Annotated in this window: 13 protein-coding genes; 6 read left to right on the top strand and 7 right to left on the bottom strand. The window is 35.0% G+C overall.

The genetic code is table 11. The annotated features are described in order from the left end of the window. Nucleotides 1–76: 76 nt before the first annotated feature. The gene (locus tag R1X58_RS14520) at nt 77–484 is read right to left on the bottom strand and encodes a hypothetical protein (RefSeq protein WP_240575057.1); all 408 of its coding nucleotides are present in this window, start codon (nt 482–484) and stop codon (nt 77–79) included. 131 nt (nt 485–615) lie between these two features. Between R1X58_RS14520 and R1X58_RS14525 the strand changes: the two genes are divergently transcribed. From R1X58_RS14525 to R1X58_RS14550, 6 genes are all read left to right on the top strand, one after another. Beyond that, nucleotides 616–2,496, top strand: a complete 1,881-nt coding sequence (locus R1X58_RS14525; protein WP_240575058.1) for a PAS domain-containing sensor histidine kinase — start codon at nt 616–618, stop codon at nt 2,494–2,496. Beyond that, a complete protein-coding gene (locus R1X58_RS14530; RefSeq protein ID WP_240575059.1) occupies nt 2,493–3,551 on the top strand; it encodes a response regulator in 1,059 nt (352 codons plus the stop codon). The genes R1X58_RS14525 and R1X58_RS14530 overlap by 4 nt, the downstream gene beginning before the upstream one ends. 87 nt (nt 3,552–3,638) lie before the next feature. Continuing rightward, nucleotides 3,639–4,487, top strand: a complete 849-nt coding sequence (locus tag R1X58_RS14535) for a universal stress protein (RefSeq protein ID WP_240575060.1) — start codon at nt 3,639–3,641, stop codon at nt 4,485–4,487. A 5-nt stretch (nt 4,488–4,492) separates the two neighbouring features. Beyond that, the gene (locus R1X58_RS14540) at nt 4,493–4,879 is read left to right on the top strand and encodes a hypothetical protein (protein ID WP_240575061.1); all 387 of its coding nucleotides are present in this window, start codon (nt 4,493–4,495) and stop codon (nt 4,877–4,879) included. A gap of 381 nt (nt 4,880–5,260) precedes the next feature. Further along, nucleotides 5,261–6,109 (top strand): universal stress protein, encoded by an 849-nt coding sequence (locus R1X58_RS14545; protein WP_240575062.1) that lies wholly within the window; start codon nt 5,261–5,263, stop codon nt 6,107–6,109. Between the two features lie 32 nt (nt 6,110–6,141). After that, nucleotides 6,142–6,984 carry a universal stress protein gene (locus tag R1X58_RS14550; protein ID WP_240575063.1) on the top strand — a complete coding sequence of 281 codons (843 nt, stop codon included), beginning with the start codon at nt 6,142–6,144 and terminating at the stop codon, nt 6,982–6,984. A 390-nt stretch (nt 6,985–7,374) separates the two neighbouring features. On the opposite strand, the gene R1X58_RS14555 is transcribed toward R1X58_RS14550, so the two are convergent. The 6 genes from R1X58_RS14555 to R1X58_RS14580 form a co-directional block, all read right to left on the bottom strand. After that, a complete protein-coding gene (locus tag R1X58_RS14555; RefSeq protein ID WP_240575064.1) occupies nt 7,375–8,841 on the bottom strand; it encodes a vanadium-dependent haloperoxidase in 1,467 nt (488 codons plus the stop codon). Then, nucleotides 8,828–10,855: a thioredoxin domain-containing protein gene (locus R1X58_RS14560; RefSeq protein WP_240575065.1), complete on the bottom strand. Its 2,028-nt coding sequence runs from the start codon at nt 10,853–10,855 to the stop codon at nt 8,828–8,830. The genes R1X58_RS14555 and R1X58_RS14560 overlap by 14 nt, the downstream gene beginning before the upstream one ends. A gap of 175 nt (nt 10,856–11,030) precedes the next feature. Beyond that, complete coding sequence (locus R1X58_RS14565) at nt 11,031–14,378, bottom strand: VCBS repeat-containing protein (protein ID WP_240575066.1); 3,348 nt, start codon at nt 14,376–14,378, stop codon at nt 11,031–11,033. Between the two features lie 219 nt (nt 14,379–14,597). Continuing rightward, a complete protein-coding gene (locus R1X58_RS14570) occupies nt 14,598–17,828 on the bottom strand; it encodes a VCBS repeat-containing protein (RefSeq protein WP_240575067.1) in 3,231 nt (1,076 codons plus the stop codon). A 238-nt stretch (nt 17,829–18,066) separates the two neighbouring features. Continuing rightward, entirely contained in the window at nt 18,067–19,536 is a 1,470-nt protein-coding gene (locus tag R1X58_RS14575; RefSeq protein WP_240575068.1) for a RagB/SusD family nutrient uptake outer membrane protein, read from the bottom strand. Between the two features lie 42 nt (nt 19,537–19,578). After that, nucleotides 19,579–22,746 carry a SusC/RagA family TonB-linked outer membrane protein gene (locus R1X58_RS14580; RefSeq protein WP_240575069.1) on the bottom strand — a complete coding sequence of 1,056 codons (3,168 nt, stop codon included), beginning with the start codon at nt 22,744–22,746 and terminating at the stop codon, nt 19,579–19,581. Between the last annotated feature and the right edge of the window lie 69 nt (nt 22,747–22,815).

A 22,815-nucleotide genomic window follows, 5' to 3' on the forward strand; every position in this document is an offset into this window, starting at 1 on the left:
GTTTATACCAATAATAAAATGATATATATCAGAGTGAAATCTTACGTTTTTAGTCTTATACTAAAAGGATCTTGTGCTATTTTTTCAATTCCAAATCTAACTTCGCTAAAAGAATTAATTCCGACTTATTAATGCCTGAAAAAGCATCGGCTACAGCATGAGCTGTTTTTAAAATGAGTTTTTTACCCTCGGGAGTGAACAGATGAGGTTGAGCGTTTTTATAAGTCACAAAATCATTAAAACAAGTATTAACATTTAATGCTTGTTGTGCGTTTAGCCAGTCGAAAACAATTTCTATCTCGTAAGCTGCATCTGTACCAAATTCATCCACCAAAGGGTCCATGTCTAACCAATTGCTTTTCACTAATGCCTTCAGCTTATCAAACTCTGCTTGTCTCACCTGATTATCGGAAGCCGCAATGGCATAAAATAGCTTACCAAGATTTTGGTAAAAGGTATGTGTTAATTTCTTTGTAGTTTCCATGACGTCGCGTTTTTATTACAATAAAAATACACGCTACAGAGTGCTTTTGTAATGATATTCATCAGTTACATTAACATTTAAAGTTGATTTTTTCGTATTTTTAAGTAACCATTCCTAACTTAAAATCATTCATGTTTCACCAAGATCAGGAAATATTTAACATTCTATTAGAAACCGTATCAGAAGGCGTGGTTATAGTTGATAGTCATCAAATATTAAGAGAAGTGAATGCGGCTTCTGAAGCCATATTTGGATATTCCAGGGAGGAATTAATAGGCAAACCTCTTAATGTACTTATCCCTTCAAATTATCACATCAATCATCATAACTATTTTCAACGGTTTATTGAGGAAGGTAAACGTCGTAAAATGACAGAGTCTGCCGACATTTACGGGTTAAAAAAAGATGGTACTATCTTCCCTATTGATATTGAATTAAATCCGTTTAAAAGTTACAATCAAAACTTTGTTATCGCCTTAATTAATGACATTTCTAAACGGAAAGAAGTAGAAAAAAACCTGATGTTGCGAACGCAGGCTTTGGAATCTGCTAAAAGTGGCATTTTCATTACCGACGCTTTAAAACAGGACAACCCCATAATCTATTTTAATTCCAGTTTTCAAAACTTAACAGGATATCCTGAGGAAGAAATTCTAAATCATAATTTTAGATTTCTTTTAGGTAAAGACACCAAACAAGAGGCTATAAAAAAACTCAACGAAGCCTTACAAAAAGGGGAAAGTTGCCAAACTACCATTCGTAATTACCGGAAGGACGGTTCCATGTTCTGGAACGATTTATATATTTTCCCGATAACCAATTCCAGAGGTGTTGTATCTAACTTTGTTGGCATACAAAACGATGTTACAACAAAGAAAATAGCCGAAGAAGAGCGCCTTCACCTGGCTACCATCTTCGATGAATCTCTTAACGAAATTTACGTTTTCGATGCTCACACTTTAAAGTTTGTAAATGCTAATTATGGAGCCCAGAAAAATATAGGTTACAGTTTAGAAGAACTAAAAGCGATGACGCCTTTAGATTTAACTAAAAGTGAAACCGAATCTAACTTCAGAAAAACAATCAAATCTTTATTAAAAAAAGATATAGAGAAATTAGAATTTGAAAGTATTCACAAAAGAAAAGATGGCAGCGAATACCCTATTGAAGTGCACCTTCAGCTATCACGTTTAAATGAAATGGATGTGTTAGTCGCCATTATTTTAGATATTACCGAACGTAAAAACTATACCACGAATCTTGAAAATCAGGTTGAAGAACGAACCAAACAATTAGAAAAAGCCCTGAACAAAGAAAAGGAACTCAACGAACTTAAAACAAGCTTCTTATCGTTAGTATCCCATGAATTCAAAACACCGCTAAGTGCTATTTTAACATCCTGTGAATTATTAAACAAATATCAGCTTGAGGAACAACAAGACAAACGCAACAAACACATTAAAACTGTTGTAGATAAAGTTCATTTCCTAAATAATATTCTTAACGACTTTTTATCGGTTGAAAAACTGGAAACGGGTAAAGTAAATTACCGCTTCAGTGATTTTAAACTCAGCAAGGTTATTAACGAGGCGGTTTACGATGCGAATATGCATTTAAAAGAAGGGCAGCAAATTAAATACCCTGAAAATATTGATGATTTATCGATATACCAGGATGAAAAAATAATTCAGCTTATTTTATCCAACTTGCTTTATAATGCTATAAAATATTCACACGAAAGCACTAGCATTGAACTTATTGTAAAACAAGATAATAACACCACAACCATTAAAGTTATAGATCAAGGTATTGGTATTCCTGAAAAAGACCAGAAACATATATTTGAACGCTATTTCAGAGCCGAAAATGTACTCAACACCCAAGGCACTGGCATTGGCTTAAATATCGTTAAAAACCACTTAGAAAACTTAGGTGGTTCTATTTGTTTTGAAACTAAAGAAGATATTGGTTCTACCTTCATAATAACTTTTCCAAATACAGCCACACCATGAAAACTGTTTTATTAATTGAAGATGATACTGTTTTAAGAGAAAACACAGCCGAACTTTTAGAGCTCTCTAATTACAAAGTTTTAACCGCTTCTAATGGTCGTTTAGGTGTTGAACTGGCAAAAAAACAAATCCCTGATATTATTATCTGCGATATTATGATGCCTGTTATGGATGGTTATACAACGCTACAAACCCTGTCTAAACAAAGTACAACTAAACATATTCCGTTTATATTTTTATCGGCAAAAACTGAACGACAGGACATTAGAAAAGGCATGAATCTTGGAGCTGACGATTATATTACAAAACCCTTTACTGAAGACGATATTGTAAGTGCTATTGAAAGCCGGTTAGCAAAAGTTTCCATACTAGAAGATTTAAAACACCAGAATCAAGTTGTTGAAGCAACGCATACTGAAGAAAATGAAATAAAATCGCTTAACGATTTAAAAAATTTCTTTGATGACCACGGAAAGGAGTTTAAGTATAATGAAGAAGATATTATTTACTACGAAGGCGATCATTCCAATTTCATCTACCTGATTAGCTATGGTACTGTTAAATGTTTTAGAATTGATGAAAAAGGCAAGGAACTGGTTACCGCACTTTATAAAGAAGACGATTTGTTTGGATACACGTCCTTAAACACTAATGCGCCACATAAAGAAACTGCTTCGGCCATTTCAGATACAAAATTAATGGGCATCTCCCTTTTACACTTCAATGAACTTCTGGATAAAAATCACAGAGTCGCTTTAGCGCTTATAGAATTACTAACCGACGACCTCTCCTCTGCCAAAGGATTACTATTACAAATGGCTTATGGAACCGTAAATAAAAAAACCGCTTCAACCATTTTAAAGTTTGCTGAAAAAATAAATCGGAAGCCAGACGACCCTATAAAAATTTCAAGAAACGACCTGGCCAGTGTTGCCGGTATAGCGACAGAAACCTTAATTAGAGCCCTAACCGAATTTAAAAAATCGGGTATTATTTCTGCTGAAGGACGAAACATTAAAATATTAGACCTTAACAAATTAAAAAGCATTACTTAATGCTTCGGCTCACCTCATTAAAATGATGAATATCATTTTAGCAACAACATCTTCATTGTAATTTAGACATATTAAGATGTTGTTAAAATGAAAAATATACTCTTACCAACGGACTTTTCTGAGAATTCATGGAATGCCATAAAGTATGCTATTAACTTTTTTGAAAAAGATACATGTCATTTTTATTTACTGCATGTTAACAGAGTTGGTGAGAATTATATGAATGGCTCCCCTTATATCGTTTCAGAGGAGGTACTAGAAGATGTTTATGTAAAACCAACTAAACAAAAATTACATAGCATTTTAAAACGTATAGTAACAGAACTCCCGGCAAACACCAATCATAAATTCCATACACTGTTTGACTATAATTTCTTTATTGATTCTATTCGGAAACATGTTGAAGAAAAAAATATAGACCTTATTGTTATGGGTACAAAAGGCTCTGATGGTTTAAGAAAGATTGTTATGGGAAGCAATACCGGAGATGTTATAAAAAAAGTAAAATGTAATGTTTTAACAGTTCCCGAAAAAGCAACGTTTAACACCATAAAGGAAATTGCTTTTCCTTCAGATTTTTCACTAACCTATAACATTCAAATTCTCCAACCGCTATTAGATATATTAGAACACAACAAAGCGTCTCTTCGCGTATTACACATTAGTAAAAACAAAACCGATTTAAATGCTGAACAATTAAAAAACCGTGAACTACTTGAAGATTACTTTACAAGTATCGAATCTAGTTTTCACTACTTAACAAACAGAAAATTAGAAGATGCTGTACAATGCTTTATTGATAGCAGAGAGATCAATATGATTTGTATGGTAGCCAAAAACTTAAACTATTTTCAGCAAATCTTATTTCATTCGCAAATTGAAGAATTAAGCTATCATTTAAAAATACCATTTTTAGTATTACATGAAACACCTTAAATATTATGGAAACTTCAATTTTATTAGCAAAATTCTGGGGATGGTATCTCATCATATTCTTCCTGATATTGAGTTTCAACCCGAAACGCATTAAACAAATTTTCAGCGATTTGAAAGATGAAAAATTTCTCATTCTATCATCTTTTATAGCCATTCTTGTAGGTTTAGTAAACACCCTTTTTCATAACATATGGGAACCAAACTGGACGTTAATCATTACACTTACAGGCTGGTTTTCCATTTTTATAGGATTATCGCTTTTTATTTTTCCAAAGCAAACCGTTTCCGTATTACAAATCATAAACATTAAACTTGTTCAACTTATTTACACGCTTTTATTTCTTGTTGGATTATTTCTTTTAAACATGGCTTATAATGTTGTTCCGTTATAATTTTAAAGACTGATAAATATCATTTTTAAAACTGAAAAGTTAAAATATCTTCGACACCATAAAACGTTCATTTATTTAATGACAAACTAAAACAACAAACGGTTTAATGCTTTTCAAGTTATAAAATCTAAATACATATTGTTGAAAGCCAAAAATCAAGGCTTAGCATTAAATCTTTAGAAGAAACAGGCCGTTAAGTTAAAACGTCCTGTTTCTTTTAGTTTCAAATTGGCTATTGATCAGTTCGCTTACTTGAGGATTTGCGATGAAAAAAGGGAATGTTTCTTTATTAAAAACATTCCCTTTTTTTAAATCCATCTGATAAATATCATTGCATCAACTCCTTGCACTGATTACTTTTAGACACTAATTCTTAAAGTGATGAGAAAGATATTAATTCCTACCGATTTTTCTGAAAATGCATTCAATGCTATAAAGTTTGCCATCGACCTATTTAAATATGAGATAAGTGAATTTTATATAATGCACGCTTATCAAGATGAAATATATGAATCTGAAGATCTAATTGATGAAAGCGACGTAAAAAAGGTAACTGAAACCGTAAGCAACTCATCGAAAACTTCCTTAGAACGTACTTTAAAAACCATTAAAACCATCTCTCCTAATCCAAAGCATACTTATAATATTATTTCAGCAAATAATATGCTAATAGACGAAATGGACGCTATTGTTGATGATAAAAACATTGATGTTATTATCATGGGAACTAAAGGAAAAACTAATGATAAAAAAATAACCTTTGGAAGCCATACTCTACAAGTTATAAAATACGTACAGTGCCCTGTTTTAGCCATTCCTGAAAACTATAAATACACACAACCTAAACATATACTCTTTCCTACCAACTATTTAATTCCATATAAAAGAAGAGAATTAAAATTACTTTGTGAAATGGCATCAACTTACAGAGCTGTAGTTGATGTGCTTTATATATCAGTTAGCGACAAACTATCCTTAAGACAAAAAGACAATCAAAAATTTATAAAAGAAGAGTTACATAAAACCACCCTTAATTTTAAAATAGCTAATAGTAAACATATTATAAATTCAATTTACCAACACATAAAAGAGAATGACATTAATATGCTAGTCATGGTAAATACGAGACATTCATTTTTAGAAAATATGATATACCAATCTACCATAGATGAATTCGGCTTAAACTTAGATATTCCATTTTTAGCCTTGCAAAACATCAAACGCTACTAACGAATAACAGCTAACTAAATAAAACTAAAGTCATGAAAACAATACTGCTTCCCACCGATTTTTCCGAGAACTCTTGGAATGCCATAAAGTATGCCATGCAACTTTTTAAAAATGAAACCTGTACATTCTATTTATTAAACATATACACACCCGCTATTTATCATGTTGAATATGTATTAGTTCAGCCAGCTCAGTTTGGGATGTACGACGCTGTTAGAGACAATTCGATTCATGGTCTGGAAGATTTTAAAACTCGAATAAAAAACGAATATGATAATCCTAAACACACTATAGAAATCATTGCCGCCTTTAACACTCTAATTTCAGAAATCAATGATATTATAAAAGACAAACGTATAGACTATGTTGTTATGGGTACCAAGGGAGCAACAGGTGCCGAAGGCATTCTGTTTGGGTCTAACACCGTACATGTTTTAAAACACGTAAAATGTCCGGTGCTGGCTATTCCCAGTGAATTTGAATTTGAAGAAATTCATGAAGTATTGTTCCCAACAGATTATGGTGTGAAATATGAGGAACGACAAATAAAACCCATTTTGGATTTAATTTCATTAAATCATACTTGCATTAATATCCTTCACGTACTCGATGGATACGGTTTGGCTGGATATCAAAAAGAAAATAAAGAAGCTCTTAAAAATCATTTTAAAAATGCGACCTACTTAATTCATGAAGTAGATAAACAAACTGTTGAGCAAGGTATTTCAAATTTTCAACTTAAAAACAGAATTAATTTATTAGTCATGCTAAATAACAAACACTCATTCTTTACAAATCTATTCTTTAAATCTACCATAAACCAAATAGGGTTTCACTTAAATGTTCCTTTTTTGGTTATTCCTGCTAAACTATAACAATTGGCTTTATCAGCTTCATAAAAACAACAACGCCTGATGAAATTCATCAGGCGTTGTTTGTCGGGGTGGCAGGAAGACCTGAAACTCCAACTTATGTAGTGAAATCAATAAGTTTCATACTTCAATTAACTTTAGGTAACCGAATAAGTAACTTATTTGATAAGATCTTTTTAATTTCTTTTGAACAAAGATACATCTTAAAATTTCAAATAAAGTGCGCAAACCATTAATTTTAAATACTTATTGTTAAAAACAAACTATATTGGATGATTAATCTGAATTAGCCCCCCTCTCGTTAGTACTCAAATTGATTTTAATGACTCTCTTCCTTCTACTGTTAGTTAATTATAGCCACTTTCACCCCATAATCTCCCAATTACATGAATTCTATTCACCTAAATGTTGTTTATAAAACTTCCAAGCTTGGTGGGCAACATCTCGTCCCAATTGCAAACCCGCCACGTTATCGGCCTGAATATGATAACCTCCCATTACTCTTGAAATACCAGCCATTTCAGCTGTTTTAGTAAACGTTGGAAATTCTAAGGTAACTTTTTTTCCAAAAAAATCAGGATCGGTTTCGGTGAGCGAACCTGGTATTAACTCTACCGACGCTCCAAAATACTCATCACCTGTATATAGTTTTAAGGCTTCCGCGCACGCACCACTAATAGTACTATGACCAGATGTATAGCTCGGAAACGGAGGACACAAAAAATTTGAGGGTGAATAGGGTCTCCAGTCATTACCGTCCATCTTCTGCATACCTTTTCCTGGGCCTGCCCATGCAACAATTTCTTTACCCCCATAGTATTCATGAACCAACGCAAAAGGTCTGGCAAAATCGTAAAACATTTTAGATTCCCATGAGGCAATAAAAGCATCCATAGCTGTAATCTGATTTAAAAAATACATTTTAACGTCTTCATCCAAATTATGCTGATCCCTAATGGAAACCTCTTGGGCAAATTTGAACCAGTGCCCTGCTTGTTGTACCGACTGTGGTCCATCTCTCATAAACTCAACCAAAGCCTTATGCTCGTCGGTTAAATTTGCCTGTAATTCTACTACCTCAGCAACTTCCATAGCCAATTGTTCAGACCCTACCATAGGTGGTGGCCCCGGTCTAAACTGACTTGCTGAGTCCATTGTAACAGGTTTTACCAATTGCCAATAAGGTGTTAGGCAACCTGGAGCATATTTACCCTTTTTAGCATCTGTAAAGTACTTTGGTTGCCAGCGGTTAACATCTACATTATCATCGGCATCATTTACTGGTTTATAACCAGTATAATCAAAGTATGGTTTTCCATTTGAACCTTCTTCATCACCATACTGATTAGAACCATCATGTTTTCTTGCTTCAATAACTGCTTTAGCTGCAAGATTGCCTATCCCCACTGGAGTACTTGGATCCATAGACACATCCATGGGATCAAGTCCCAATTCCCTCATATAATCCTCAAATACATCTGCATCAGAATAATAATATTCCAACAAGGCTCGGTAGGCAGCGTAACTCACAGCAATTTCCTTATTTTTTAAAGTATGTTCATTCTCAGGCCGTCTTTCTATTTCTGAGGCATAAACAGGAGTTGCCTTGTCGTTAAATCGTGACCAAGCATCAAACATAGCAACTGATATAAGTCCTAGATAGCGTGAAGTAACTGTTGGCCTCGGCTTAAATCGTTCGGTATCCCTTGCCTGTGCCTGTATGGCCATAAAACCCCATTTATAAGCGATATTTTGTTTCCCTTTAGGCTCTTCAATAATTTGAGTTTGCTGTTTTTCTTGTTTACATCCTAATGCGAGTAGCAACGTCGCTAAGATTAATACTAATTTAATTCTCTTCATAATTCTCCTGTATTTGTTTAATTGCTAATTCAACCTTTTCCATTGGTAATTTGCACATATTTTCCTGACAGATATAAATATAAGTTCCCCCTTCTGTATATCGATCTTCAAAAATGGCTATTGGACAATTTTTTGGACTACCCACAATTAAAGCGTTTGGCAAATAAGTCTTATTTATATCTTTTAGCATAGATTTTGCTTCATCACCTATTATGGCCACCTCATATGAATCGGCCATAAAATTCAACAATTCACTAGCCCATAAGGTATAATATGGCAAATATTCTCCCAGTTCGGACTGGATGTGAACTAACATTGTCTTGCCCTTATTTTTATAATCCTTATCAAAATAAATATTCCCCAATTGTAATAAGTTTTGGGCCATTACAGCATTGGGGGATGGATTAACCCCATCGTCTAGTTTTATGACTTGGGTAATTAATTCATCTTCACTAACAAAATTGTAAAATCCCTTTTTAGCATCGTAAAAAAGCGCATTGGTACGCTCCAACACATGTCTTGCTTCATCTAAATACGTCAAATCTGTTGTAGCTCTAAATAAATTGATTAGCATATTTATATAAAATGCATAATCTTCTAAAAACCCTTTATTGCCGACTTGCTTAGAAATATAGGAATGGTACAGTTGATTACCATTCATCAGGTTTTCCTTAATAAACTTGTGAATAGCGATACCTCTTTTAAGAAAGGTTTCATCTCCAAAAGCCATATAAGCCTCTATGTAGGCACTGGCTAGTTGTGCATTCCAAGAAGAAATTACTTTTTTATCTGTCAGCGGCTTAACCCTTTTATCGCGACGTTCTAATAATAGTCTCTTCCACTTCTGTTTATTTTTTAATAGTTCTTCTGTTGCAACATCCAATCGCTTAGACAAAACACTGTCCGTTTCGACAGGTTGAAGTACATAACCCTCACCTTCGTCATCTAATTTAACTTTTAGGGTGTTGAATACCTTGCTAAAATTGTCTAACTCAACTCCCAGAACATTCTGCAATTCCTCATCATTCCATAAATAAAAACGTCCCTCTTCGCCATCACTGTCCGCATCAATAGCTACGTAATACCCCCCTTTTCCATTAGCCATATTATTTTCTAAAAAAGAAAAAGTAGCATAAACAACATTCCTATATTTCGAATCTTTTGACGCCTTATAGGCATTAACGTAAAGGTCTATCATTTGCGCATTGTCGTATAACATTTTCTCGAAATGGGGCACCTGCCATTTATAATCTGTAGCATACCGAAAAAATCCACCTCCTATATGGTCAAATATACCGCCCAAAGCCATTTTATCTAAAGTCAACATAACCTGTTTATAGGCATCCTTATCCCCTAACATTACAGCATATTTTAATAGAAATTTCATCTTTACGGGTAGCATAAACTTTTCAGTAGCCTGATCGCCTCCCCATTGAGTATCCCAATTCCTTTTCCATTTCCCCATGGCTTCCTCTAGCTCCTGCAAACTAAAAGCATTCGTCTGCATTGTTCCCGCCATTGGTACAATCTCTTCTAAACCTTCTGAAACCTGCGCAGCATATTCATATAGTTTTTCGGGCTCGGATTTAAAATGTGCATTAAACCTCTTCAAAACTTTCGTCCAAACATCCTTTTCCATATAACTACCGATAAACACCGGGCGTCCGTCGGGTAGCGCTATAACATTTAGTGGCCAGCCTCCAGAACCGTTCATCATTTGGGCAGCCGTCATATACACTTGGTCAACATCAGGGCGTTCCTCCCTATCAACCTTAATGTTGATAAAATCCTGATTCATTACTTTCGCTACCTCTGTATCGGAAAAACTTTCCTCTTCCATTACATGACACCAGTGACAAGTAGAATATCCTATACTAATGATTAGAAGTTTGTTTTTAGTATTAGCCAAAGACAGTACCTCATCAGTCCATGGATACCAATCTACCGGATTACTTGAATGTTGCAATAAATAAGGGCTAGTTTCGGCAGCCAAATGGTTAAGGCGTATCTCCATTGGCTGTTTATTTTTGTCTTTCTTACAAGATATGGTAACCAGAAACAGACCGCCAAAAAGAAATAAAGCGATAACCTTTTTGTAAATGATGCCTTCTCGATATATCTCAAAAAAACCCAAATTATATTTTATGAAAAATGGTTTCAATTTATTCTTTGTTTTGATTATTTTACATTTATGGATTGTACAGAATTACTTGTACATAATCGTCATTGCTCGCTGAGATAATCAATTTTTGTCCTTTACCATTTAGTAAGGCTAAACCTTTTACATCTCCACCTAAGCTCAATCCGCTTTCATATGGTGCTTGAGCCTTAAAGTTCCCTTTGCCATCACCTATTAAAAACACCCCTTGTCCTGCGTCATTTCGTGGGGTCTCCACTTCTGATGTAAATAAATTACCAGCCAATACCAAGTCTAACTTTCCATCACCGTTAAAATCTTCACTGATTATGCCATTAATCGCTGAAATCTGGGCTTCCATAGGCAAGGCTTTCGGTATAAAACTGCCTTCCAAATTTTCAAAATAAGTTGTAGCAAATGTTTTCGCCTGATAATGCAAAGCATCTTCCAATTTATCTTTTGTATAAACATCTTCAATAGTTGCTTTTGAAAAAGCATCGTAATTTTTAAACTTCCTGGTGATTCCCGGAATCTGCTGTGAAGAACATTCTCTGCCCCGGACAGGATATTGGATACCATCTGAATAATAGCCTAAAACAATATCCAGATTGTTGTTTTTATCAAAATCGGATGCATAGACATCAAATGTTTCGATGTTCGATGCCTGATATTTATAATTGCGTCCCAAATTACCAGCAACAACATCCCAGTCACCATCGTTGTCAAAATCATCAACATCCACACTGTACCACCAACCTACACTGTTTTCCAGACCATATTCCTTGGTTTTTGAAATCAATTTACCACCATCGTTCCTAAATATTGATATCGGCATCCACTCACCAACGACAATCAAATCTTTCCACCCATCTTTATCCATATCAAACCACTTCACATCTGTAACTAAGCCCGGTTTATAAAGGTCAGGTGCAACAGTTTTGGTAGCATCTACAAAGTGTAACACACCTTCTTTACTATCATTTCTCAGCAGATAGCTTCTTGCTGGCAATGGGTATTTTCCTGGTACAATCCTACCTCCTACAAAAAGATCCAAATCACCATCGTTATCAAAATCGGCTGCTTCAACCTTTGAGCCACTTGTAATCATTTTGGGAAGGGCGTTTTTACTCTTGATAAAACTTCCAGTTCCATCGTTTATATATAATCGATCCTGCAAAAGTTCGGAATCTTCGGCAAATTCATTTCCACCGCTAACCACATACAAATCCATATCGCCATCATTATCCGCATCAAAAAACAAAGCCCCCAAATCTTCTTGAATGGCATCATTTTGTATATCCAATACAATAATTTCCTGAAATGTTCCGTCCAATTGTTGTTTGAAAATTCGGCCGGATTGACCATTAGCTCCACCAACAAAAAAGTCTTCCCTACCGTCATTGTTGATATCTGCTGTAGCAAGACCCGGACCGAACTGAGATGTTTTATGGGGAAGTAAAGGCTCATTTTTAAAATCATCAAATACGTTCTCCTCATGCTTATAAACAACACCTAATAGAGAGGTTACATTAGTGAATTTATAATTGACCGGATTATTATCCTTTACAGCAACTTTAAATTCATCGGAAGCATCATTATAGTTAACCTCAACCAAAGCATTACTTTGAATGTCTCTTTTTATTTCTTGTTTTCCATCAGGCCAAATAATAGTTACTTTATCAACTTTTGACTGTTTTCCTAATCCAAAATTTAGAAAAGGTTCAACAGACGATTGATAGCCTCTGGTTAGTGTAAGCTCCTGAAACTGTTTAATTCCATCACATTCAAGAAACACTTTAGTACCTAATGCAAACTTGTTCTTTTCTGGACCATTAAACTTGAATCTTAGATAATGGTTTCCGGAAATTTTTGCTGCCTGATTTTCATAAATACTCGAAATACTATCAAGATTGGAAACCACTAAATCTAAATCGCCATCATTATCCAAATCTCCATAGGCTAAACCATTTGAAAAACCAACAAAATCAAGATTCCAGCTTTGACTTACATCGGAAAAAGTGAGATCTCCATTATTTTTAAAAGCATAGTTATGTACTTTTTCAGAAGGCATTTTTTTTGTGAGCTCCAACATATTATGCTTAAAAGCCATTGGCGTATAAGTCTTTAAAGTCTTGAAATAGTCTTTATTATTAATTTCCCTGCGCACCCCGTTGGTAACCACCACATCCTTCCAACCATCATTATCAAAATCAACCATTAGCGTACCCCAACTCCAATCTGTGGTAGCCATTCCTGCTAAGCGTGATATGTCACTGAAAGGCTGTATGACACCATTTACATCGCCATTGTTCAATTGAAGACAATTCTGCATGTATTGATAATGAAATCCCATATTTACATTGTCCCAAAACTTTTTAGGATTCATGCTAGCCATGTTGGCCTTACTACGACGATTATTTTCTGGGGTCATATCTAACTGAAAAAAATCTGACAGCCCGTCGTTGTTGATATCGGCGATATCCACCCCCATACCGTACCATGCTGTATGCTTGGTTATGTCCTTAATACTCTCTTTAAACGTCCCATCTCCATTGTTTATGTAGAAATAATCAGGCGTAGCAAAATCATTGGACACGTAAACATCTGGGTATCCATCGTTATTAATATCACTAATAGCAATACCTACGGTAAGCCCATAGTTCAAAATACCCGAAGATTTAGTAACATCAGTAAACCTAGTTCCTCCGTCATTTCTATACAACCTGTCACTAGAATCTAAATCTGGATTATCAATCAATTTTTTGTAAACAAAATTTGGTGTAGAAAACTTGGCGATGGGATAATTAGCCACATAAAGATCCAAATCACCATCCAAATCATAATCAAAAAAACTCGCCTGCATCGTATTGGTATTACCCGAAACACCATAGATTTCAGCACTTTCAGTAAAGGTTAAATCTTGATTATTGATATAGAGCAAATTCTGTTTTGGACCAAATTTCCCAGCCACGGACACATAGATATCCAAAAAACCATCGTTATTAACATCGGCCATCGTCGTACCTGTAATCCATCGATTATCTGCACTTACCCCTGCCTTTTCGCTAATATCTTCAAACCTCATCCCCCCTTTGTTCAGGTACAATTTATTTGGAACTTGATTGCCTGTAAAATAAATATCGTTAAGACCATCATTATTGATATCTCCAATAGACACTCCTCCACCCATGTATATATAGGGGTATACAAAATAGTTCATACTATCAGTTTCTACCAAACGATTCTCAAAGTAAATACCCGATTGCTCCGGGCTAAGTTCTGTAAACAATTCTTGAACAACCATTTCTTCTTCTACTAGCTGCTCCTTTGCTTCTTTATGACAAGAGTAAACACTTAATAAAAGCATCCATATGAGTGTATATAGTTTATAATTTTTCATTGTATTAGTAATATCATCGTATTGAATAGCCTTAGGAACAGCTTCCTTTTTTAGGTTTCACCCCACCCTCACATTCATTTTTTATAAAGATTCAAATGTGTATTTTATAACTATTGCGTATATGAACCTTGTTAACATACCTTTCTAATGAACAGCAAAAACCAGTAACCTTCTGCTTCGTTCAAAAAAGCAATAAATCCAAACATACTTTCTGTATTATTAATTAATACGGTATGCGTTTAATTTTCCGTTGTTAGCAGCTGCCAAAACCACCTTCCCATTGGAAGTTTCCAATAGAGCTAAATCTGTTATCTGACCCGAAAACAATATTCCTGAACGGTATGAAGGCATTGGATGAAAAGAACCATCGATTTTACCTTTTAAAAACAATCCGAAACCAGCATCATTACGAGGCGTTTCTACTTCTGAATTCATCAAATTACCCGCAATGATAATATCTTGAAATCCATCTCCATCAAAATCCTGAACTAACATGTCGTTAACCGAAGATACTTGTGCTTCAACTGGGAAAGATTTAAAAGCTAAATCCATATTGTTATCGAAAGAAAAAGTTCCTGAAGCAAAATTGGTAGCTGCATACCTAACTTTCGCACTATCTAAAGCCTTTTTACCATAAACGTCTTGCAAAGTTGCTTTTGAAAATGCTGTATAGTTTGGAAATTTCTTTTTAATTGAAGGAATCTGATCTGATGAACACGATCTTCCGCGAACTGGATACAAGGTTTCCTGATTGTAATATCCTAAAACAATGTCTGAAGAGCCATTTTCATCAAAATCATCACCATAAATTACAAACGGAAATTCGTGACTTGCCTGATATTTATAGTTTAAACCAAGGTTACCACCAATTATTTGCTTCGAACCATCTCCCTTTAAATCGGCTACCGTAACATGGTTCCACCACCCTATTTCTTTACTGGAATTGTTTATTTCAAAAGTTCCGTTATTATTCAATAGTGCGGTTATTGGCATCCATTCGCCAGAAATTAACAAATCTATTGTTCCATCGTTATTTAAATCGTTCCATTCTGCCGAAGTCACCATTCCAATATTTTTAAGGCCCGGAGCAACTTTATTGGTAATATCTTTAAATGTTCCGTTTCGATTTTCTAAAATGAAAGATTCTCCTGTATTTGGGTAATTTTGAGGCGACAATCTACCCCCAACAAAAAGATCAAGATCTCCATCGTTATCGAAATCGGAAGCTGTTACACAAGAGCCACTTGCTATAATTTTTGGTAAGGCATTTATATTTTTATTAAATACCCCTTTTCCATCATTTAAATACAGTCTATCCTGATAATGCTCATTTCCTTTTGGCAATTCATTACCTCCGCTAACCACATATAAGTCTAAATCGCCATCGGCATCAGCATCAAAAAATAACGCGCCCATGTCTTCATAAACCTTATCCTTTGTAAAACTTTGTTGAAAAGTATCTACAAAAGTTCCATCGGCACTTTGAATAAACAGCTTTCCGGATTGTCCCATAGCGCCACCAACATAAAAATCGTCGTAACCATCGCCATTAACATCGCCAACGGTAATGAAGGGCCCTAAAGTGGACATTTTATGAGGAAGCAGTGTTTCTTTATCGAAATCGTTATACTCGTTTTCCTGATGTTTGTAATTTATGTTAAGCTTTTCGGTAACTTCCGTAAATAATACATCTTGCTTTGAATACGTATTATTTTTAGATGCGTTATTGTCGTTCTGAACAATGTTTAATATTTGATTCCCGTCAACATTGGTAAAAGTTTGTAGATGTCCTGAAGGCCAAACTACTTTAAGCGTATCTACTTTTTGTACATCTCCTAATCCAAAATGAACCCTTGGTTCGGTAGAAGATTCAAAACCTCTCGTTAAAAACAACTCCTGAATTTGCTTATCTTCTCCCGTGACAACGATAATTTTCGCCCCCACACCAAAATAATTATCTTTTTTAGCTTTTAAACTAACCGTTAAGTAGTTCGTATTTGAATATTGATTCGATTTATTTTCAAAGATTGAAGAAGTGGCATCAAGATTATTAACAATCATGTCTAAATCTCCATCGTTGTCTAAATCGGCATAACTTGCTCCATTACTAAAACCTTTAAACGACAATCCCCAGTTCCCTTCACTTCTATCAAATTTCAAAGACTTCGAATTATGATACAAATAATTATCGACAGGTATTACTGGTAACTTACTTAAGGTTTCTGCAATATCATTTTGGGTAAGTTTATTGTAAGCCTGTTTTAATTTTAAATAAATAATAGCATCGTTGTCGTTAACATTTCTTCGTATACCGTTAGTTATAAAAATATCTTTCCATCCATCGTTATCAAAATCGAAAAACAACGGCCCCCAACTCCATTCTGTTTTTGCTAAGCCTGCAAGGTAAGCCACATCACTAAAGGTTCCTGAGCCTGTGTTTACCTGCAAACTATTTTTCATATATTGATGATGCAGTCCTAAACGTACTGCCTCGTAAAATTTTTCGGTATTCATAGCCGACATATTTGCTTTTTCCTGATCGTTCTGACTGGAAGCCATATCTACCTGTATTAAATCAATTAGCCCATCGTTATTAAAATCGGCTGCATCTGTACCCATACCAAAATTTGACGTATGGGTCATCATAACATCTATCTCATTTTTAAAAGAGCCGTCCTTTTGATTGATGTATAAATAATCAGGCGCGTTAAAATCATTCGAGACATATATATCTGGCCAGCCGTCGTTATTAATATCACTTATACTTAGACCTAATGAAAGACCGAAATTTAGTATTCCAGAAATTTCAGTAACATCTGTAAATTTATTATTCCCGTCATTTCTAAATAATTTATCTGAATCTTCTAAGGAAGGATTATTTTTTTTATCGGCATAATAGTCATTACCAATTTGAAATGGTGTAGGCGGATAGTTTGCCACATATAAATCAAGATCACCATCGTTATCGTAATCGAAGAAAGCAGCTTGAACAGAATGCCCGTTATCTGCTATATTATAATTTTTGGCACTTTCTCTAAATGTATTATTGCCTTTATTAATGAAGAGTTCGTTTTCTCTGCTTTGTCCAGGACCAGAATAACACACATAAATATCTAAAAGTCCGTCATTGTTAACATCGGCCATGGTAACACCGTTCGCCCATTTGCCTTTAGTTCCAATCGTACCAGAGCTTTCACTAATATCTTCAAACTGTAAACTACCTTGATTTAAGTACAAGGCATTTTTCACCATATTTCCAGTAAAATATAGGTCAGGAAGTCCGTCATTATTTATATCTCCAGTGGCCACTCCCCCACCAAAGTACATATACGGAAAGGTATAGTAATTGAAGGTTTTAGTTTCGGTAAGTACGTTTGCGAACTTAACATTTGAAGAATCTGAATTTACTTGAACAAAAATATCGTCGGTTTTATCCCACGAGGGTAACATCTTATTAGAGTGTCTATTACAGGACCACAAAAAAATCAGACCTAGTAATATTACAATTCTATTGTTTTTTTTTCTTTTAATTATGGTTGTTAGGGAAGAAACAAGCATCTTATTTAGTTTTTATGGTTTGAAAGTACCTGTTCAAATTTAGATTTGAACAGGTACTTATTTTTATGGTTTTAAAAACATATTTTACTGATTATAATTCTACTGTTTAACAATCTATATATTTTACTAATTAATAACCTGGATTTGGATTCCAACCATTAATATCAAGGGCTCCTTGAGGAATTGGAAATAACTCATCTTGTCCTACTTTGAAACCTCTAGCCCCATACATTTGAGAACCTAAATCTCTACTAACAAAATTGAAGTAAGATGTAGCTTCAAGAGCCAATTCAATCCTCATTTCTTTGTAGATTAGTTCTCTTAATTCAGATTGACCTGGTAAGTAACCTAAAGTTGTTTGGATATCTGCCAATCCAGCTCTTTCACGAACCATATCTAAATACACTACCGCATTTTGTTGATCGTTAGCGCCTTCATTAAGTGCCTCTGCTTTAACTAACAACATTTCGGCAAAACGGATAATTTTAAAATTAACCGGACTATCTAAAGAACCAGCTCCTGAAGCACCTGGGTTAATATATTTTACGTTACCATACATACTTCCTGTATTAGCATAATGTCCAGAATTTTCAGGATCGAAGATATCTCCCAAAAATTCATCTCCTGGCTGTAATATAGTTGCCGGCAACCTTAAATCTCCAGCTTCATATGAATTCACTAAATCTTCAGAAGGTGCTGAGAATCCCCAACCAAAAATAGCATCTTCGGCAGTTCCTATAGGTCCCCAAGTATCTGCTATCTGGTTACCATTCCATTGTCCGTTATCAGACCATTGATCCGGACTAGAACCTGTATTATATTGAATTTCAAATAATGTCTCAATGTTATTATCGCCTTCGCCATTAAAGTTATTAGCATAATCTGGCACTAACGCGTAACTAGCAGGGCTCGCCATGATATCATCTACAATTTTACTAGCTTCTCCCCAGCGACCTGAATTCGCATATAATCTAGCCAATAACCCCTGGGCAGAACCTTTGGAAGCTCTACCTACATCGGCAGGCGCGTAATCTGAAGCATTTGGCAACAAATTAATTGCATCTAATAAATCTTCCTCTATGAATTTTAATACATCTGCTCTCGATGATCTAGGTAATGATTCGGTTGTTGCAGTTGGCACAAAATCATAAATTGGTAAACCACCCCATGTCATCGTTAAATTATAGTAATTTAAGGCTCGAATAAATTTAGCTTCACCTAGAACTCTATTTTTCAAGGCTTCATCCATATCAATATCTGGTACCTTTGTCAAAACCACATTAGCTCTTAAAACACCAGGCCAAATCGCTTTCCAATAATCATTTAATCTACCATTAGACGCATCAGATGTAAAATCCTGAAATTGCAACATAGCTGCTTGATCTCCAGAACCAAAACCACCTTTAATGGCATCACCTCCAGCAAGATTTCCAAGAATTGGATAGGCAAAACCATAATAGAATAAATTCTGAAATGGATCATAAGCTGCATTAACTGCAATCACGGCATCCTCTGCGGTTTGGTAAAAAACATCCTCGGTTAAAGTATCCTGAGGATCTAGGTCTAGAATGTTGTCACAACTTATAATTATGAGCGACATAATTGATAATATTATTTTAACTTTTGTTCTCATAGTATTTTTTTAAAATGAAATATTTAAACCTAAAATGAACGTCTTTGCTTGAGGATACCCTCCATTATCTACCCCTGAAAACAATGCATTTTGATCAGGAGAACCAACCTCTGGATCTAAACCAATATCATATTTATCAATAGTAAATAAGTTTTGCCCTGAAGCATATACCTTAACTTTAGTAGCTCCAATGAAATTGAATATATCTTCCGGTAAAGTATAACCAATTTGCATTGTTTTTAATCTTACAAAAGAACCATCCCAAACACTATAGCTTGACACTCTATAGTTGTTATTGTTATCTTGACCAACTCTTGGTACGGAATTACTTGTACCTGGTCCCGTCCATCTGCTATTATATAATACTGTGTATTTATTAGCTGAACTTGAGAAATTAGAAGCCAAAGCGTTTAAATTATTATAAACTTCGTTGCCGAAGACACCTTGAAAAGAGACACTAAAATCAAAATTTTTATAAGTAATACTTCCTTGAAGACCTGCAATATAATCTGGAATATTACTGCCCAATCTTTTACGATCTCCTTCATTAATTACACCATCGTTATTTAAATCGGCAAATTTCATATCTCCAGGAACAGCTCCATCTTGAGTAGGTGAATTATCAATTTCAGCTTGAGTTTGAAAAATACCTTCTTGCACCCATCCATAATAAGAAGCAATTTCTCCACCTACTTCGGTAATGGATTGGAATGTGCTTCCATCACCACCAAAAATAGGTTCACCTCCACCTAAACTAGTAACTTCATTATCAACAGTAGTTAAATTGGCATTTACATCCCACTGTACCTTATCTCCCTGGTGACGGTAACCTAGAGATAATTCTATACCTTTATTAACAACCGTACCAGCATTAACAATAGGTGTTACTGAAACCGAATTGTTAGCATATCCAAAAGATGATGGCACCGGAATTGGCAAAAGGATATCTGAAGTTTCTCTCTTGTAATAATCGAATCCGATAGTTAAAGCGTAATCAAATAACGTGGCATCGAAACCAAAGTCGGTTTGAGCTGTTGTTTCCCAAGACACATCTGGATTAGCCAAGTTTCCAGGATAAATTCCCGTAACTGCACTTTGATCTACACCGAATACGTAACTTGCTGTATTTTTTAATATACTTGAGTACTGGAAAGGATCAACTTCCTGATTTCCTAATTTACCCCAACTGGCTTTGAATTTAAGGTCATTAATTACATTTGTTAGAGGCTCAAAAAATGCTTCATCTGAAATCCTCCAACCTGCAGAAACAGAAGGGAACGTTCCATATTTTCTACCTGGGCCAAATCTAGAAGACCCATCACGTCTTACACTAGCAGAGAATAAATATTTCCCCATATAATCGTAGGACAAACGTCCTAAATAAGACTGTAAACCCCACTCAAACCCGTTACCTAAGGCATTAGGATTTGAAGTACCAGCCGATAAATAATAAAGATTATCTGTTATATAACCATCTCTACTACCTAAATGTGATTCGTACTGCGAATGCTGTCTTGTAAAACCCGCTAAAACATTTAAGTTGTGAGCATCGTTAAAGGTTTTATTATATGTTAATGTGTTTTCTACTAAGAAAATAAGTTCATTACTATCGAATCTTTGCGATAGTTGTGGTAATGGGGGTCCTCCGGGTACCGCAACACCAGGGTTAAAATTATTCGATCCACCATATAAAAAGTCAGCACCCAAATTTAAACGATAAGTCAGTCCATTTAAAATATCATACTCTCCGTAAACATTTCCTAACATTCTTACCTTTTGATTTTCAAAAATAATCTTATCAGCAATTGCCATAGGGTTTAACCTAGGAAAAGTGATTCCAACGCTTGGTGGCCCTGCATAGTCTCCATTTTCGTCGTAAACAGGTATAACTGAAGGAAAAACAAGAGCTAACGAAGTAACCCCTCTGTTCGGGTCATCCGTTAAAGTACCATTCTCAAACGTTCTACTCGCTGTAAAACTATTTCCTACTCTTATTTTATTGTTTTCTCCTAGTTTATGGTCACTATTCATTCTTACCGACCATCTTTCGAAATCACTATTTTTAACAATACCATCTTGCTTAAAATTACCAAAACTCAAAGCATAAGTCGATTTTTCGTTACCACCAGAAATAGACACTTGTGCATTTCTAATAGGAGCTGAACCATAAATTTCATCGAACCAATTAGTATCAGCTGGATTTACAGGTACCGTACCTTCAAGTTCATTTATAAATTGTGCATATGCAGGTCCATCAAGAACATCAACACTACGTGCTGGTGTTTGAATACCTCCATAAACATCTATATTCACTTTTGTTCGACCAGATTTACCTCGTTTTGTAGTAATTAAAACCACCCCATTCGCTGCTCTCGAACCATATATTGCAGCAGAGGACGCATCTTTCAAAATATCGATAGATTCAATATCATTAGGGTTAATAGTTGACAATACATTACCACTTTGTCCTGCACTAATACCACGGCCATTATTATCGTTAAATACTGGAACACCATCAATTACATATAATGGCTCACTATTTCCAGGAGTACCAACCCCTCTAATCCTGATGGAAACACCTCCACCTGGAGCTCCAGAGTTTTGTACCACCTGAACTCCAGCGGCTCTACCCGATAATGCCTGATCGAAACTTGCAACACTTTGTTCTTTAAGTTCATCACCTCCTACCGATGCAATGGCTCCGGTAATGTCTCTTTTTGATTTTGTACCGTATCCAATCACCACTACCTCATCTAAAGAAGATACATCCTCTTTTAATACAATGGTCATTTTAGATTGTCCATTTACAGGTACTTCCTTTGTTATATACCCTAAATAAGAAACCACTAAAACAGCATTTTTTCCAACCTCCAACGAGAAATTCCCATCAAAATCGGTTTGTGCGCCATTAGTTGTACCTTTTTCCAGAACATTTGTTCCCGGAAGAGGTACACCATTTTCATCTGTTACCGTTCCTATTACCTGAGACTGTGTTGGAGTTTTGATTTGTTTATCTGATACAACTTTAGTGACAGTGTGATTATTTGAATTTTCTGAAAGTGTAACAGCATTAAGGTTTAAGCAATACGCCGATAGAAACACGGCTGCAAACTTCACCTTATAATTAGAAACTCCAAGGTTGAAAAAACACAACCTCTTATGTGTCAATTTTTTCATATGTTTGTAATCATTAGTTAATATTTTTTTTAAAAAAATTATGTAACTCAAAATTGTCGGGGTTATGTT

Source organism: Aestuariibaculum lutulentum, from assembly GCF_032926325.1.
GTDB lineage: Bacteria > Bacteroidota > Bacteroidia > Flavobacteriales > Flavobacteriaceae > Aestuariibaculum > Aestuariibaculum lutulentum.

Excerpts from the sequence above, each read along its gene's own strand:
- R1X58_RS14520 (WP_240575057.1), bottom strand. The coding sequence starts at position 484 with ATGGAAACTACAAAGAAATTAACACATACCTTTTACCAAAATCTTGGT.
- R1X58_RS14525 (WP_240575058.1), top strand. The coding sequence starts at position 616 with ATGTTTCACCAAGATCAGGAAATATTTAACATTCTATTAGAAACCGTA.
- R1X58_RS14530 (WP_240575059.1), top strand. The coding sequence starts at position 2,493 with ATGAAAACTGTTTTATTAATTGAAGATGATACTGTTTTAAGAGAAAAC.
- R1X58_RS14535 (WP_240575060.1), top strand. The coding sequence starts at position 3,639 with ATGAAAAATATACTCTTACCAACGGACTTTTCTGAGAATTCATGGAAT.
- R1X58_RS14540 (WP_240575061.1), top strand. The coding sequence starts at position 4,493 with ATGGAAACTTCAATTTTATTAGCAAAATTCTGGGGATGGTATCTCATC.
- R1X58_RS14545 (WP_240575062.1), top strand. The coding sequence starts at position 5,261 with ATGAGAAAGATATTAATTCCTACCGATTTTTCTGAAAATGCATTCAAT.
- R1X58_RS14550 (WP_240575063.1), top strand. The coding sequence starts at position 6,142 with ATGAAAACAATACTGCTTCCCACCGATTTTTCCGAGAACTCTTGGAAT.
- R1X58_RS14555 (WP_240575064.1), bottom strand. The coding sequence starts at position 8,841 with ATGAAGAGAATTAAATTAGTATTAATCTTAGCGACGTTGCTACTCGCA.
- R1X58_RS14560 (WP_240575065.1), bottom strand. The coding sequence starts at position 10,855 with ATGGAGATACGCCTTAACCATTTGGCTGCCGAAACTAGCCCTTATTTA.
- R1X58_RS14565 (WP_240575066.1), bottom strand. The coding sequence starts at position 14,378 with ATGAAAAATTATAAACTATATACACTCATATGGATGCTTTTATTAAGT.
- R1X58_RS14570 (WP_240575067.1), bottom strand. The coding sequence starts at position 17,828 with ATGTTACCCTCGTGGGATAAAACCGACGATATTTTTGTTCAAGTAAAT.
- R1X58_RS14575 (WP_240575068.1), bottom strand. The coding sequence starts at position 19,536 with ATGTCGCTCATAATTATAAGTTGTGACAACATTCTAGACCTAGATCCT.
- R1X58_RS14580 (WP_240575069.1), bottom strand. The coding sequence starts at position 22,746 with ATGAAAAAATTGACACATAAGAGGTTGTGTTTTTTCAACCTTGGAGTT.